This is a genomic window from Pseudomonas sp. WS 5071 (assembly GCF_012985765.1).
GTDB lineage: Bacteria > Pseudomonadota > Gammaproteobacteria > Pseudomonadales > Pseudomonadaceae > Aquipseudomonas > Aquipseudomonas lundensis_A.
This window is the reverse complement of record NZ_JAAQWY010000001.1, coordinates 226,609-241,436: the sequence shown is the minus strand read 5'-3', so window position 1 is coordinate 241,436 and position 14,828 is coordinate 226,609. Positions and strand designations below refer to the sequence as shown.

Annotated in this window: 14 protein-coding genes; 4 read left to right on the top strand and 10 right to left on the bottom strand. The window is 59.6% G+C overall.

What is annotated here, in order from left to right; all coding sequences use genetic code 11:
- Positions 1-121: 121 nt before the first annotated feature.
- Positions 122-2,131: a pilus assembly protein TadG-related protein gene (locus tag HBN61_RS00950; protein WP_170046007.1), complete on the top strand. Its 2,010-nt coding sequence runs from the start codon at positions 122-124 to the stop codon at positions 2,129-2,131.
- Here HBN61_RS00950 and HBN61_RS00945 read toward each other — a convergent pair.
- The gene (locus tag HBN61_RS00945) at positions 2,116-4,890 is read right to left on the bottom strand and encodes a PAS domain-containing sensor histidine kinase (RefSeq protein ID WP_170045991.1); all 2,775 of its coding nucleotides are present in this window, start codon (positions 4,888-4,890) and stop codon (positions 2,116-2,118) included. The genes HBN61_RS00950 and HBN61_RS00945 overlap by 16 nt on opposite strands.
- The gene (locus HBN61_RS00940; RefSeq protein WP_094992064.1) at positions 4,887-5,327 is read right to left on the bottom strand and encodes a TadE/TadG family type IV pilus assembly protein; all 441 of its coding nucleotides are present in this window, start codon (positions 5,325-5,327) and stop codon (positions 4,887-4,889) included. Before HBN61_RS00940 ends, HBN61_RS00945 begins: the two co-directional genes overlap by 4 nt.
- Before the next feature lie 71 nt (positions 5,328-5,398).
- Here HBN61_RS00940 and HBN61_RS00935 point away from each other — a divergent pair, with 71 nt between their 5' ends.
- The gene (locus tag HBN61_RS00935; protein ID WP_170045990.1) at positions 5,399-5,872 is read left to right on the top strand and encodes a prepilin peptidase; all 474 of its coding nucleotides are present in this window, start codon (positions 5,399-5,401) and stop codon (positions 5,870-5,872) included.
- A 119-nt stretch (positions 5,873-5,991) separates the two neighbouring features.
- On the top strand, positions 5,992-6,768 hold the full coding sequence (locus HBN61_RS00930; RefSeq protein ID WP_170045989.1) for a response regulator: 777 nt from the start codon (positions 5,992-5,994) through the stop codon (positions 6,766-6,768).
- A gap of 55 nt (positions 6,769-6,823) precedes the next feature.
- Here HBN61_RS00930 and HBN61_RS00925 read toward each other — a convergent pair whose 3' ends face one another.
- The 8 genes from HBN61_RS00925 to cpaB are packed head-to-tail and all read right to left on the bottom strand — an operon-like array spanning position 6,824 to position 14,238.
- Positions 6,824-7,093, bottom strand: a complete 270-nt coding sequence (locus tag HBN61_RS00925) for a DUF3613 domain-containing protein (protein WP_094992061.1) — start codon at positions 7,091-7,093, stop codon at positions 6,824-6,826.
- Between the two features lie 12 nt (positions 7,094-7,105).
- On the bottom strand, positions 7,106-7,789 hold the full coding sequence (locus HBN61_RS00920; protein ID WP_094992060.1) for a tetratricopeptide repeat protein: 684 nt from the start codon (positions 7,787-7,789) through the stop codon (positions 7,106-7,108).
- A 14-nt stretch (positions 7,790-7,803) separates the two neighbouring features.
- On the bottom strand, positions 7,804-8,688 hold the full coding sequence (locus HBN61_RS00915; RefSeq protein WP_094992059.1) for a type II secretion system F family protein: 885 nt from the start codon (positions 8,686-8,688) through the stop codon (positions 7,804-7,806).
- A 1-nt stretch (position 8,689) separates the two neighbouring features.
- The gene (locus tag HBN61_RS00910; protein ID WP_169963817.1) at positions 8,690-9,574 is read right to left on the bottom strand and encodes a type II secretion system F family protein; all 885 of its coding nucleotides are present in this window, start codon (positions 9,572-9,574) and stop codon (positions 8,690-8,692) included.
- 10 nt (positions 9,575-9,584) lie between these two features.
- Positions 9,585-10,862 (bottom strand): TadA family conjugal transfer-associated ATPase, encoded by a 1,278-nt coding sequence (locus HBN61_RS00905; protein ID WP_170045988.1) that lies wholly within the window; start codon positions 10,860-10,862, stop codon positions 9,585-9,587.
- A complete protein-coding gene (locus tag HBN61_RS00900; protein WP_169963813.1) occupies positions 10,859-12,049 on the bottom strand; it encodes a CpaE/TadZ family protein in 1,191 nt (396 codons plus the stop codon). The genes HBN61_RS00905 and HBN61_RS00900 overlap by 4 nt, the downstream gene beginning before the upstream one ends.
- Positions 12,046-13,272 (bottom strand): type II and III secretion system protein family protein, encoded by a 1,227-nt coding sequence (locus HBN61_RS00895; protein WP_094992055.1) that lies wholly within the window; start codon positions 13,270-13,272, stop codon positions 12,046-12,048. The genes HBN61_RS00900 and HBN61_RS00895 overlap by 4 nt, the downstream gene beginning before the upstream one ends.
- Positions 13,273-13,302: 30 nt before the next feature.
- Positions 13,303-14,238, bottom strand: coding sequence for a Flp pilus assembly protein CpaB (gene cpaB / locus HBN61_RS00890; protein WP_170045987.1), 936 nt, complete (start codon positions 14,236-14,238; stop codon positions 13,303-13,305).
- 342 nt (positions 14,239-14,580) lie between these two features.
- Between cpaB and HBN61_RS00885 the strand changes: the two genes are divergently transcribed.
- Positions 14,581-14,808, top strand: coding sequence for a Flp family type IVb pilin (locus HBN61_RS00885; RefSeq protein ID WP_094992053.1), 228 nt, complete (start codon positions 14,581-14,583; stop codon positions 14,806-14,808).
- Positions 14,809-14,828: the final 20 nt, after the last annotated feature.

The window sequence follows — 14,828 nt, the reverse complement described above, 5'->3', positions numbered from 1 at the left end:
GTAGTCGCTGCCGTTCAGTCCCCCGACTGGCAACTTGCCAGCGCGTGCTGCGCACCTTGACTACACTCCTTTGCACCCTTGGAGAGTTGCGCTCGGCAGCAAGCCGGCAAAGGAGTGCTCGATGTCTCCCCAATTGCGTGGCATCCGTTTTAGCAGCCCTCGTTCGCAGCGGGGAGCAATTGGTTTGATGGCGGCCCTGACCTTCGGCCTGGTGCTGTTGTTTATGTTGCTGGTAGTCGACAGCGGCCGCTTGTACCTGGAGCAACGCAAGTTGCAACGGGTCGCGGATGTCGCGGTATTGGAGGCCGTCAGTCGGGGCGGCAATTGCCTGGCGACCGGCACCAACACGGCCACCACGTACGCTATCGCCAGCGCGACGCGCAACAACTTCCCTCCCGGCAGTACACAAACCTTAAGCGCCACTTGCGGCACACTGGTGACCGGTAGCGACATGCTGCGCACATTCAGCGCCGATGCAAGCAAGTCTGACGCCATTCGCGTCATTACCACCACGGTAGTGCCAACCAGTGTGGCGGGCGGCTTGTGGAACCTGTTTTCCAACGGGAAATTTGGCTTCAATACCCGATTGACGGCGAGCGCGGTGGGGGCCTCGCCCAGTGCGACATTGGCGCAAATCAGTATTCGCAGCACGCTGACAACCATATCTACGAATTCACAAGCGGCCGTGCTCAACGCGGTGATCGGGGGATTGGCCGGCGGAAGCCTTAATCTGTCCGTTGCGGGCTGGAACGGTTTGATTAACAGCGACATCAATTTACTCAGTTACCTTAACCAACTGGCCATAGACCTGAAATTGACGGCGGGGGATTACACTAATCTGCTCGCAGCAAAAACAACGTTGACCCAGCTTATTCAAACAGCGGCCACGGTTATGGACATGAACGGCGCTACGGCTGATGTGAAAGCGGCGCTGCTGGGGTTACAAACTGCCGTAAAACTAAACCCCGCTGTGGTCACGCTTGGGGATTTGCTCAAACTCAACACAGGCAGTTCCACTGCCGGTCTGGATGCCAACCTTCAACTGATACAGATGATTCAGGCGTTCCTACAAGTGGCGAATGCCAACAATGCTGTTGCGCTCACTTTGCCCGTCGATATCCCCGGCGTTTTGAGCGTTAACGTACGTTTGAAAGTGATCGAGCCCCCGCAGTTTTCAATCATAGGCGATCCGGGCAAACAAACGTTGCAAGTCAGTACCGCTCAAGTCAGGGCACTGATATCGCTGAATGTTCCCTTATTAAGCAATATCGCCGGTCTGACCAATGCAGTCACCGACTTGGTCGGTTCGCTCACGCCCGTCCTGAACAGCCTGCTGAGTCTGAATCTGGTCGACACGCTGGGCAGCGCCCTGTGCCTGCTCGGTGCAGGCTGCCAACAACTCGACACGGTGCTACTGCCAACGCCGCAGATTGATATCAGCATCGATGCCGCTTCAGCTACCGCAAAAGTAACCGGTTATACCTGCCCCTCAGGGAGCGATAACACCAAAAGCCTGACGCTCTCCACCACCAAGTCACTGGCAACCCTTCGTGCAGGAAAAATTGATCCGGTTGCCGCTTTCGCTTCCAACGTCCCGCCCACTGCCCAGGCCGTACCGATTGTAGATATCGGGATAAAAACCTGTCATCGCATTCTTGGGTTCTTGGGCACTTGTGGCGCACGTGTACCGTTCGCGGGAGGCGGCATTGCATTAACCGTCAACGCGCCTCTTGGAAGCACGCCCCCCACAGCCAACGCGCAGACACTGATTTTCTCTAAAAACATCACCCCTGACGCCACGCCGCCCAACCTTAAGCTGCCGCCAGCTGTTCGCAGCCTTGCGCCCACAAACGATGTCGTCAACAGTTTGAGTACAACCCTTTCCGGCGTGAAAATCCAAGCATACGCACCGTCGAACAGTAATCCGTTAAGCACAGTAGTGGGGACGGCAACCACTGCGATTAGCGGGGTCGTCACTCTGTTGCTACCAACCCTTACCAAATTGCTGGGGGCCTTAGTGGACCCCATCGTTAATAGCCTGTTGAAGAACTTAGGCATCAGTCTGGTAGACGTTCAAGTCGGCGCTAACCTGACCTGTGGCCAAGGCGGCCGCGCTCAACTCGTGCTCTGATCCTCCGCCACGGGCAGTTCCACACAAAACCGGGCGCCGTGTTCGGTGTTGCTGACGCTGAGCCGTCCGCCCATGTTGTCGATGATGCCGTAGCTCACTGACAACACCAGCCCCGTGCCTACGCCGACGGGTTTGGTGGTGAAGAACGGTTCGAAGATGCGCTCCAGCAACCGAGGGTCGATGCCGCCTGCGTTGTCCTGTACCCACAACCGCACGTGGCGGGGGGCTGTTTCGATGCCAAGGCCGATCCACGGCGCGAAGTCACGGTCTTTTTCACGCTTGCCGAGCAAGGCATCACGGGCGTTGACCAGCAGGTTAATCAGCACCTGTTCCAATTGGTCGACATGGCCGCGCACGTTGACGCCGCAGTCCAGCCCTTCGCAGCGAATCTCTACGCCTTTGCCGCGCAGCCCGTCACTGAGCAGTGACAGCGTGCCATCGATGGCAATGGCGGGGTTAAACACTTGCTGTTCGATCTCCGAACGCCGACCAAACACCCGCATGTGGTCTACCACCCGCGCCGCACGTTGCACTTGGGTATCGAGGCGATTGAGTTTGTCTTGCAGGTAATCGATCTGCACATCGCCGTTGCTCAGGCGTTTGAGCACATTGACGATGGCCATGCGCATCACGTTCAGCGGCTGATTGATCTCATGGGCCAGCCCGGTGGCCATCTCGCCCAAGGTGGCCATTTTGGCGCTCTGGGTCAGCTGCTGTTGCGAACGCCGCACTTCGGTGTTGTCGCGCCCCACCGCCTGCACTTCGATCAACGTCCCGTGCTCATCAAACACGCCGCGGTCCGACCAGACCCACCACGCGTGTTCGCGCCCCGGCAGTTGCAGGCTGATTTCGGCGGTACTGACCGGGAATTCGGGGGTCAAGGTGGCCAAACGTTGTACAAACGCCAGATGTTGCTCCGGCGACAACCAGCCGCTGAGGTTGATGCCCGGTAACTGTTCGGGCGCGCACTCCAGGTAATTGGCTAACGGGCGATTGCCAAAGGTCAGGGTCAAGTCGGGGGTGTAGCGGCAGATCATCGCCGGGGAATCTTCCACCAGCATGCGATAGCGCTCTTCGCTGTGCTTGACCCGCTCCGCGGCTTCCGTGGCATCGGTGATGTCCAGCCACAGGCCCACGGCCTCGACCGGCAACCCCAAGTCGTCACGCAGCAACTTGGCCTCGTCCAGTAACCAGTGGTAGTCGCCCTGGAGGTCGCGCAGTCGATAGCGACTGCGCACACTGCCTTCGCGCAGCAGTCGTCGCGTGCGTTCGAAGTAATGCTCACGGTCCTCAGGGTGCACCCACTCGATCAACGCGGTGGCCGTGCACGCTTCCCGCGTCCAGCCCAACAAAGGTTGCAAGCTGGCGCTGAAGAATTCAGGCAGCAACGCGCCCTCAGCATAGCGCTGCACATAAATCACGGCCGGGGAGCTGGCAATCAGGTTGTCGAGCCGCGCATGGGCCGCCGCCGCTTGCTGTTGCTGGTTTTGCATGTCACTGACATCCAGCATGAACCCCACCACACGTGGCCCGCCCTCTGCGCCCAGCACCTGGCCCTGAATGCGATACCAGGTCACCGGCCGCGTACTGTCGGGTTGGCGCAAGCGCACGCACAACAACAACAACAACAACAGGGGGGTATCGTGGGACAACAAATCATTGAAACGGCTGGCCAGCTCTTCCCGGTCTGCCGGATGAAACAGCCCCAACCACGCGTCACGGGACATATGAGCAGCTTGAGCAGGGAGCAGGCTCGCAGCCAAAGGCGGGGCAAGCATCAGTTGCTGCGTGCTGGGCGACCACTCCCACCAGCCGCTGCCCAGCAGGCCCTGTAACGCCTCCATGCGCTCCATCTGCTGCACGTGTTGCTGCTCGCGCAGGCGATTAAGCAGCGGCCCCGCCAATGCCGCGCACACCTGTAGCCAATCGTTGTCGCCCATGGACGGGGCGTGACGACTGGCCGGGTAGTGGCCGAACAAGAGCCACGCACTCACCCCTTGATGATCGTTGTAAGGCACCAGCAAGCCATCGGTATTGCCAAACAGCCCGCTCAGCCGGGGCTTGTCATTGATGCCATGCAGCGCTTCAAAACGCTGGGGGACGTGACCATTGAAGCTGTCGAGGGTGCTGCCCAGCGCTTGGTCGACGTCCCACAACGCAGGCGCATCATGGCGCTGGTAAACACTGTAGATACGCCATTCGGTCTGCGTGGCGTCTGGCAAGGCCAGCGCCACACACGGGATATGCCAATGCTGCGCCACCTGCTGCAACAGATCGGTCACCACCGCTGGCACGCGCGCTGTGCCGCAGCGGCGCAATTGCTCGCCCATGTGGGTGGTGAGCAGGTGGGTGAGCTCGCGGTGGCGCGCCTGCTGTTGGCCCAACAACAAATCGCTGATGTCCAACAGTTGCAGCAACCAGCCGTCACCCTGTGGCTGTACCCAGCCGCGGGTATGCACAACAGGGCCACCGCCGACCTGAAACATGAGGTCCAGGCTTTGCCCATGCCAATCTCGGGGCGTGCCTTCGAGGGCCAGCGTGCTGCCCGGCACCAGATAATCGACTAATAGCCGCGGCGGGCCATTGCCCATCGCCATGACCAATGCATGGGGCTGCGCGGCCTGTATCTCCAGCACATGGCCGTGCTGATCGAGCCGTATTTGAATACCCGCCTTTACAAGCAGCGGGGTAGGCGCCAACGCAACGGGCTCATCAGCCCGGCCCAGTAGCCGCCCGAACAGGCGCTCGCCGCTGATCAAAACTGCAAACTCGATTGAGCCGTCAAGGTGGTCGGCAAGCTGGGCACCTTGATGTTCCCCGGCAGCACCAGCACCGGCATGATGGCGCTTAACGCGGAGGCTGGCAGGCTGACGGTGACGGTTAGCACCCCACCGCTATAGACCGCCTGTTTATTAAGGCTGCTTTTCAAGGCGGTCGGCACCCAAGAGAGTTGGTCACTCAACACGCTCAAGGCGCGATTTTGTACATCTTGCGTGTACGTCGCGGGGGAGACGGTCGGGTCCAGCGCCACACTGCGGCGCACCGCTTCAGCCGTGGAGTGGTTGAACGACTGCATCAGCAAAAGCGGCAGGCTGTAACTTACGACGCCGTAAAACACGGCGAAAAACACCACAAACACCAGCGAAAATTCGATGGCCGCTGCGCCTTTTTCCTTTGTGGAGAGGCTTGTTTTCATGACTGCGTCTACCCTGAAAACCACACGTCAAATGAGCATAGAATCATTCGCCAAAAAGGGACGCCGATTACGTGACACCGCTAATAGTCCTGTACCTCTGGTTAAGCGCTTGCGCACTTCAGGATCTGTACCAGCGCCAGATTGCCAACACCCTGACACTGGGCGGCATGGCGCTGGCCGTGTTGTATCTGCTCTGGAGCGGCCACACCTGGCTCGGCGCACCCGCCAGCGAAGCCGGGGTCGCGCTGCTGATCGTGCTGGTGCTGACGTTGCCTGGGTATGCGCTCAATACGTTCGGCGCCGGCGATGTAAAACTGCTGATCGCCCTCGCCCTGGCCACCGATCGTCTGACGGTGTTGGGCACGGTGATCGGCGCAGGTGTGTGTGCTGTGCTGTGGATGCTGATCGCGTCAAAAATCCTGCCGCTGCTTTATCAACGGGTTACAACGCCTGATGTTGAAGAGCCCGGGAATCTGTCAAAAAAAATCCCCTTCGCTCCCTTTTTGCTGGCGGGTTTTACCCTGGTTTGGCTGTGCATGCCCTAGTGCATGCGTAGGATTTATTCCGTGTACAGCAAGGGAAAGTGGGTCTACTTTTAAACCAGCCTTCTCATGATGAGAGGGGCAAGTTGCCTTGAATTGGCTTGCCAGGCATGGAGTAACGCGTGAACAAGCTTAGCCCACTCATAAAAGTGCTGGTGGTTGACGACCAGCCCTTGATCGTCGAAGAACTCTGCGAGTTTCTGGAAAGCAGCGGCTACCGGTGTGTGCCTTGTGAATCGAGCCGCGAAGCGATTGAAAGTTTCTGCGCAGACCCCGAAATCGGTCTGGTGCTGTGCGATTTGCACATGCCGGAGATGAATGGCATCGAACTGACCCAACACCTGCAAAAGTTCGCCGGCAAAAAGCGCTTGTTTGAAAGCATTCTGCTGACCGGCCGTGCCGATAAACAGGACGTGATCAAGGCCTTGCGTATCGGCATTGCGGATTACTACCAAAAACCGGTCGACCTCAATGAATTGCTCGAAGGCATTCAGCGTCAGGAAGAGCGCGTGCGCGAACGCATGAAAAGCGCGCAACTTGGGCACTTGAATCAGAAGCTACAGTTTTTGGCGGACTCGATTGACGACCTTTATCAGGACATGGAATCGGTAAGACGCCCGCCGCTGTCAGCCGCCGATGAGGGCGCCAGTGGCGACGTGTCTGAAACCATGCCAGCCATCTTTCAGCAGTTGTCACCACGCCAGCTGGACGTGGCCCGTCTGGTGGGCAAGGGCCAGACCAATTACCAGATCGCCTGCGACCTGGGCATCACGGAAAACACAGTCAAACTCTACGTGTCGCAAGTGCTGCGCCTGACCCACATGAACAACCGTACCCAGCTGGCACTGGCGCTGTCACCCAATGCCAGCGCCAAACAGCACCGGCTGACGGCCCACTGAAGCCCGCACGCCTATACGCGCGCCGGCCCAGCGAGTACAGGCGGTGGCGGGCGTTTTAATTGGACGTACCGCCCCCGCTGCCCGATTCCTGCTTGTAGTACTCAGGGATTTCGTGATCGTAACTTTTCAGCAACCGTTGCAGGCTTTGTTCGCGCTCCTGCGGCGTGACCGTTTGCGGCACGTTCGATCGCTCTTTACCGCTGACCTGAATCTGCAACCAGTTTTCGGTTTCCTGCTGATAACGTGACGCCGGGCCCGGCTCGATGGCCAGTGCGCTCAACGGCACCCACAGCAGTAACACCCCGACACGTACGCTTATTGCCATCGCACACCTCCGTTATTTGAGCACCGCCACCTGATTACTGGCCGGGGCTTTAAGTGCTTGCGCACGCGCTTGGGCTTCGGTCACTTGTTCCGGCGTCAATCCGGCACGGGTGACCAGTTCCGCCGCCTGCTTCCAGTTGTCCTGATAGATCAACAGCGTCACCAGGTTCAACGCCGCCAACGCGTCGTCATCTTTGCTGAGCTCCAGCGCGGTCAAAAATTCAAAGCGTGCGTCGTCGATGCGCAGCAGGTTCAGGTAAACCACCCCCAAGTCATTGCGAATCTTGTCATCGGTGGGCGCCAGACTGGCCGCTTTTTGCAGGTAGGCCAGCGCTTGCGCGTTGTCTCCGCGCCCCGCCGCCAATTGTCCCAAACCATGCTCGCCCTCGGCCGCCAGACAGGTGCCCAGCAAGCTTTGATAAAGGGCTTGCGCCTCGCTGCGGCCCAACTGGCGATAGATGCGTGCCTTACGCAACTGGACCTGCCCATAGCGCTCAGGCAGGCTTTGCAGGTTGGCCAGACTGGCGTGCAGTTTGCCTTCCTTGGCCATGTCGTCGGCCAGGTTCATCGACAACTCTTGATCGCCACTCAACTTGGCGCAACTGCCACTCAAGGCCAGCCAAGGCGGGTTACTCGCGCCCCCGGTCGCACAGCCGCCCAGCATCAGCAGCCCACACGCGACGATCACAGCTTTCATGCTCACACTCCCGGTCAAGAGCCAAAGGCCCGCGAAATAGCCATAAAACTGGGGCCGGCCAATACAATCAGTAATGCAGGAAACAGAAACACCATCATCACCACGGACATCTTGGCCGACATTTTCGAGATGTATTCCTGCATGCGCGTCAGGCGCCGGTCATCCAGCAACGCTTTCAGCGCCTGCAACGACTTCATTGCGCCGCCGCCCTGCTGGATCAGTTGTTGAAGAATCACGCAGGTATCGTCGAACTCATCGACCGCCAGCAGGCTCGCGGTTTTTTGCAGTTCCTGACCCAGCTCCAGCCCGGAGTCGACACGGGCCAGCACCAGCCGCAGTTCCCCGGTCAACACGGGTAACAATTGCTGCCCCTCCTGGCTCAACACGCGCAGCGCTTGCTCCACCGCCATGCCGGACTCAAACAGGATGCGCAGCAACGGGATAAACGTGGACACCTCATTCGCGATCTGTTGCTGGCGCCGGGCAGCCGCCAATGCCAGTAAGCGTTTGGGGATCAAGTAGCCGATGGCCAACCCGAACAGCAGTGCAACCCCGAGGTTGCCCGCGTCGGGGTAAAACACCTTATGGCCTACAAACACCAGTCCGGCCAGCACCACCGGGGTGCCCACCTGAAAAGCGGCAAACAATGAGCGCTGACTGGCCGTGCGCCAGCCCAGCCGGGTGAGCAACGCCTGAGTTTCGTTATCCAGCGACACCGAGCGCTGGCCCACCTTGCTGCTGCCCACCGCGCGCAGCCATGAACTGAATTTGCCCGGCCCGGTTTTCGCCCCCTCCAGACGCTGCATGACGCGTTGCTGGCGCATCCGCTGCTGGATCACGGTGTTGATCACCAGTGCCAGGGCGGCCAGCAACAAGACAACGCTTATCAGCAAGGCCATGTCATACGCTCCGCACCATGCGCCACAGGGTAAAGCAGCCAATCACCTGCATTGCCAGCGCTGTCAGCAACAAGTGCTGACCGGACGTGTCGTTCCACATCTTGGGCAGGTACTCGGGATTGGTCAGCATGAAATACACCATCACCAGCACCGGCAAGGCCGCCAGCACCATGGCCGTAAACCGTGTTTCACCGGTCATGGCTTTGAGCTGGCGCGCCCCTTGTTCACGCTCGCGGATCAGGGTGATGAGGTTTTCCAGCAGTTCGCTGGCGTTGCCGCCATAGCGGTTGTTGACCTTCAAGCCGAGGGCAAACAGGCGAAACTCCTCACGCTCGTAAAGCTCGGCAAAGTCCTGCACCGCTTCGGGCAAGCTGACACCCAGTTGCACGTTGCGCGAAACGCGACTGATAGCAGTTTTGAGGGGGTCACTGGACGCCTCGATTGCATTCAGCACCGCATCGGCCAACGTGCGCCCAGCCTTCAAACTGCGTACACAGTGGTCGAGCAACTGCGGCAACTGCTCAACCATGCGCCGCACCTGTCGGTGATAACGCCAGCTGAGGAACAGTTTCAGACACACAGGCGGCAACACCGCAAAGGCGACTGACAACGTCCAGCCACCCACGAGCCCCGCCACCACTATCGCCGCGGCCCACACGCCGAGCCACAGCCCCAGGCGCTCCGACGGCCGTGGCAGCCCGGCCTGCAAGAAGGCGCGGTCCAGCCAGGCCAGACCGCCGAATTTTGCGGCCGGTGGCGGCTGCCCTTCGGCCAGCCGACTGAGCACCCGGCTGGTGGTCGGATTACGCAAGACGCGAAAAACAATAAACAGCGCCAGGCCCAACATCAGTAAGGCAATCAGTAACAGCAGCAAGGCCGGGATCATGTTCTGCCCCTCAGCCGTGAAGGTTCGCAATCGGCTCGCGACGTAACTTGTCGCCTGCCGGGTTCAGCGCTTCGCGCATAAAGCCAAACCCCGTGCGTCGATCCAGCCGGAACAGGGTGTTGGTGACGTACACATCATCGCGCACGCCCACCACTTCCAACACTTCACTGACGCAGCGACGCCCGTCTGGCATGCGCGTGAGCTGGATGATGACGTCCAGCGCGGCGCAGATCATTTGGCGCAGGGTTTTCTCCGCCACTGTGCGCCCGGTCAGGCCCACCAGTGTTTCCAGTCGCAACAGCGCATCCTGTGCGGTGTTGGCGTGCACGGTGCTCATGGAGCCATCGTGCCCGGTGTTCATCGCGGTCAACACGTCGAGCACTTCAACCCCGCGGATTTCCCCGAGAATGATGCGGTCGGGGCGCATCCGCAGGGCGTTGCGAATCAGGTCGCTGGCTTTGACTTCACCATGGCCTTCAGCATTGGGCGCACGGGTTTCCAGGCGCACCACGTGCGGGTGACCGAGCTGCAATTCGGCCACGTCCTCGATAGTGACCAGCCGCTCATAGGGGTTGATCAACTGGCTGAGGATATTCAGCAAGGTGGTTTTCCCGGTGCCCGTGCCGCCGCTGATGAGGATGTTGCAACGCTTGCTCACGGCTTCCTGAATGAAGTCGAAAATCGCCTGATCGATGGTTTGCATGGCCATCAGGTCCGTGCTTTTGAGCATGTCCTTGCGAAACTTACGAATCGACAGGCACGGGCCGTCCAAGGCGATTGGCGGAATGATCGCATTGACCCGGCTGCCGTCGGGCATGCGGGCATCCACCATGGGCGAGGATTCGTCGAGGCGGCGCCCCAACGGCGCGAGAATGCGCTGCATCACCCGCTCGACATGGTGGTCGTCGATAAAACGCAACTCGCTCTGGTGCAGAATGCCGTCGCGCTCGACAAACACCCGGTACGGGCCGTTGACCAGAATTTCGGTCACCGCCGGGTCGCGCAGCAGCACTTCCAGCGGGCCAAACCCGGTAAGTTCATCCACGATTTCCTCGGCCAGACGCTCCATTTCATAACGTGAGATCGCCAGGTGCAGGCGTGACACGTATTCGGCCACTTTGTCCGTCACGAACTGGGCCAGCGCATGGCGCGAGTCTTCCAGCAGGTTTTTCCCGGTTTCTTCAATGGCATCGATGATGTAGCGGTGCAGCACCAGTTTCAGGCTGTCGTGATCGGCATGGCCATTCTTGCTGTGCAGGCCCGCGCCAAACAGTTTCTCGCTGCTCATTTAGGCCCCCAGAGGCGTGTCAGCCAATGGGCGGGCGGCTTGGCCAGCCCTTGCGAGCGTTTGGCCAAGCGCTCACCCAAGGTTTTCAGGCCTTGGCTCAGGGCCTCGCGCGGGCCCAGCTCGAACAGCGTGGTGGCCTGGTTTTTGGCGTTCATTCGCAACTCGTCGGCGGGCGGCAAGCTGACCAGCACTTCCAGGCCAAACGTCTTGGCCAGAGCGTCGGCGTCGGGCGCCACACCCCGCAGGTAACGGTCCACCAACAGCCGCGCATGTTCGAGCTTCATGCCTTTGGCGCGCCACAGGTTGAGGATCGCCAGATTGCGTCGGCAGTCGAGGATGTTCTGGTCGGTGTACCACAACAACTTGTCGCAATGGCTGACAAATGTGCGCAATGCTTCGCTGTCAGGCTGGCCCGTGAGGTTCACCACGATGTGTTGAAAATGCTGACGCAAAGCACTGAGCAGCATGTACAGCTCGGCCGCGCTGGTGTGCTCCAGCGGTTCATCGCTGTCGCTGTAGGCCAGGATGCGCAAACCGCCGGGGGCGGCGGTGAAGGCGCTGTCGATCAGCGTGCTGTCCAGTCGCCGCAAGTGGCGCAGGGCATCGCCAAAGTAGAACGAACTTTCCAGCCCCAATAGCGTGAGGCTGTCGCCACGGGGCAAACCCAAATCAAGCAACAGGGTTTGCTGATCGCTCTTCTGCACGACCAGCCCGAGATGACTGGACAGCAAGGCGCCATCGGCGTTGCACTGCGCGCTGTACATCACGGTCAGGCCGCCCAGCTGCGCATTGGGTGTAACGGCGGGCAGCCGCTTGTTCAAGCGTCGAACCAACCCGGCCACTTCGCTGGAGCGCGAACCATATGCGACAAAATCCCGCGCACCGGCGCGCATGGCGTTGAGCACCAACTGATTGTCCATGCCATCGCCCAGCGCCACGATGGCCAACATCGGTTTGGCTTCCAGCGCGCCTTCAATCAATGCGCACTGCGACACCACTTTCTCGCGGTCCAGTCCCACGAACACCAGCCCGGCGAAGGTGACATCCACCAGCGCCAGCAACTCATCCAGACTGCCCGTGCCAGCGCCCACCACTTGGCCCATGGGCGCCAGTGCGCCTTGTAACCACTCAAGATCGGTGTTGTTTCGCGTCAATGCGAGAAACGTCTGGCTCAAGCTCTGGCTCATTTGGATAACCCGCTACGGCGATTAAAGTTGCCGTTTTCGAGGAAGTACAAGCGGTACCAATTGGGGTCGTAATTGCGCAGTTTTTCTCCGGGCAGAGAAGGCAATTGGGCATTGGCCGCCAACGGTTGAATCAGGTGCGGGGTCACAATCATCAGCAACTCGCGCTCTTCGCGGCTGATGTTGGAGGAGCGGAAAAAGGCCCCGAGAATCGGGATGTCGCCTAACCCCGGAAACTTGTCCACCTGCGAGCTGTTGCGCGAACTGATCAAGCCGCTGATGACAAAACTTTCGCCATCGGCCAGGGAAATACTGGTATCGGTACGGCGCACATTCAGACCCGGCACCATCGTGCCCGCGATATTCACCGCATTGGTGTAGTCCAGTTCACTGACTTCAGGGGCGACTTTGAGCACGATGCGGTCGCGGCTTACGATGGTGGGGGTCAAGGTCAGGCGGATGCCGAACTCTTTGTACTCGATCGACACGTTGTCGCTGCCACTGCTGGGCACCGGCACTGGCACTTCGCCGCCGGCGAGAAACGTTGCGCTCTGGCCGCTCAGCGCCACCAGACTCGGGCGCGCCAGGGTGTAGGCAAAGCCGCTGCCTTCGAGGGCATTAATCATGGCCCTGACACGCCCGCCGCCAAAACCGATGTTGAAGTACTTGTTGTTGGCCGGAGGACCGCCGGTGATGACGTTTTCCGCCGTGGTAATCAGCGAGCCCGGCGAACCGAACAGGAAGTTGCTGCCCATGCCGAAAATCGAGGTACTGGCTTCTTGCAGCTTGGTGCGGCTGACTTCTACGAAGCGGATATCCGTCTGTACCTGACTGGGCAACGTCGGGTCTTCAGACGGTGACAGCGCGGCACTGGTCAGCGCTGCAGTCGCTTTGCCCTTGACGAACACCATGCTCTGGCGCGGTGATTTGGAACAGGCGGTCCAGACCATCAGGCTGGTAGTACCCGGCGCAACGCCGGTCAGTAAAAAGGCACTGTCGCCATTGGCGTGTACATCGGCAATGGTCGGGTCACCCACGGCAATGCGGGTGATGCTGACGGGTGAATCCAGTGCTTGTTGGGTGCCCTGCGCCACTTCCAGCACAGCGGGCAACGCCCCCAGTGACGCGCATTGGGCCGATGCCGCCACAGCCATTTGCACAGACAGGCCGCTCAACATCAGCGTCCAGACAACTTGTTTGAACAGCGGCACACAACGTTGACTCATGCGAGGGCTTCCTTGCAGATCGGGCATTTCTTATTGGGTTGACGGCTGGGCTGCTTGATTGCCGCGGATGATTTCGATGCCACGGGGTCGCGGCACACCGGTCGGGGCATTGAGTGGCGCCTTGAGCGGGCTGGCCATCGCCAGTTGATTGAACTGATACAGGCTGCGCCTGGCGGTCTCCAGATTGGCCGCAGCGTCCTGCTCACCTGACCAGTATTTGCTCAAGCGTTGTTCTTGTGCGCTGCGCACCGCCAGGCGCAAAGTGCCAGCTTGTGCGGCGAGCATCAGTTGATTGACCAGTGGCTCCGGGATCGCCAGGACTACGGTGCGGGCCGCCACGCGCCGCTGAGCTTGTTGCTGCGCCTGCTCGGCGGTCAGCGCCTGACTGAGTGGCTGGCCATCGCTGCTCAGGCCTAATTCATCGCCGATGCTCAGGACCCGCACTGCGGGCAACACCACTTGGGTCGAAGGTTCAGGGTTGGCGGTGTCCTGACGCAGAAACAGCAAAATGTCGACGTAATCGCCGGGACCGAACTGCCCGGCAGCGCCGGCCACTTCATCAATCGCCACCGCCAGTGCGCGTTCGTCAGGGCGAATCATGCGCGCCAACGGTCCGCCGATTTCAAAGCTTTGCTCATTGAGCCACGTGCCAGCATTCAGCCCGCGCCACGGGGTGCGACCCACCGCCTGATCGATAGAGGTAAGGCTGCCGACAGGCGCCGTGCGCAATTTTTCCAGCGTCAAATCATCGGCGGTCAGGGCCACATGCGGGGCTACATCGCGGGTTAACACCACCACGGCATGTTTGGTCTGGTCTTCAACATTGGCCACACCTTGCTCCATCACCTGCGCCACAGGAGCAGGTGGCACAGGCTGATGACGGGTCAGCATCAGCCCCCAAAAACCGGCGGCAATGGCCCCTAAAAACAGCACCGCTGCTAGCACCAGACTGCGGCGATTGTTCATATGGTTCTCCCTTCCCCACTGCGTACAACAGACAAAAAATCATGCGCAATCAGGTAGCTATGAACGGTCGGACGGTTGCAACCATTTCGCTATTTGAAGGTAGCGCAGGTAGGACAAAACGCCATTACTGACCGGATTATTTCTGACAGGAGATTTAAGGACTTTGATTTGTTTACGTTTTTTGGATCCGCACCTCATCGTCCGTTTGGATTAGTACTTTGTGATTAATCCTTTATTACAGTTGTGAGGTCCGGCTTTGTTGACAATGCTCTGATGGCACATCGGAAGTATGTAGCACCCACGTTACACAGTGCCCGTTGCGGCGCACTAAGGAGAAGTCAGATGCTTCTAGATACTGTTCTGAAAGTGTATGTGCCGACTCAGGCGTTTTGCGTGTACCAGACCCGGCAACTGATCAAACGCCGGGATGGCGCTTCAGGTATTGAATACGCCCTGATTGCCGCGATGGTTGCCGTGGTGCTTGCATTGTTTGTCACGCCGCTGTCGGGTGTGGTCAAGTCCACATTCAACGACTTGGTCAGAGGATTGGGCGGAACGCCAGTGACATAGGTCTGTGCATCAGGCCTACA

Excerpts from the sequence above, each read along its gene's own strand:
- HBN61_RS00895 (WP_094992055.1), bottom strand. The coding sequence starts at position 13,272 with ATGAGTCAACGTTGTGTGCCGCTGTTCAAACAAGTTGTCTGGACGCTG.
- HBN61_RS00910 (WP_169963817.1), bottom strand. The coding sequence starts at position 9,574 with ATGATCCCGGCCTTGCTGCTGTTACTGATTGCCTTACTGATGTTGGGC.
- HBN61_RS00885 (WP_094992053.1), top strand. The coding sequence starts at position 14,581 with ATGCTTCTAGATACTGTTCTGAAAGTGTATGTGCCGACTCAGGCGTTT.
- HBN61_RS00915 (WP_094992059.1), bottom strand. The coding sequence starts at position 8,688 with ATGGCCTTGCTGATAAGCGTTGTCTTGTTGCTGGCCGCCCTGGCACTG.
- HBN61_RS00925 (WP_094992061.1), bottom strand. The coding sequence starts at position 7,093 with ATGGCAATAAGCGTACGTGTCGGGGTGTTACTGCTGTGGGTGCCGTTG.
- HBN61_RS00905 (WP_170045988.1), bottom strand. The coding sequence starts at position 10,862 with ATGAGCAGCGAGAAACTGTTTGGCGCGGGCCTGCACAGCAAGAATGGC.
- HBN61_RS00940 (WP_094992064.1), bottom strand. The coding sequence starts at position 5,327 with ATGAAAACAAGCCTCTCCACAAAGGAAAAAGGCGCAGCGGCCATCGAA.
- HBN61_RS00950 (WP_170046007.1), top strand. The coding sequence starts at position 122 with ATGTCTCCCCAATTGCGTGGCATCCGTTTTAGCAGCCCTCGTTCGCAG.
- HBN61_RS00900 (WP_169963813.1), bottom strand. The coding sequence starts at position 12,049 with ATGAGCCAGAGCTTGAGCCAGACGTTTCTCGCATTGACGCGAAACAAC.
- HBN61_RS00920 (WP_094992060.1), bottom strand. The coding sequence starts at position 7,789 with ATGAAAGCTGTGATCGTCGCGTGTGGGCTGCTGATGCTGGGCGGCTGT.
- cpaB (WP_170045987.1), bottom strand. The coding sequence starts at position 14,238 with ATGAACAATCGCCGCAGTCTGGTGCTAGCAGCGGTGCTGTTTTTAGGG.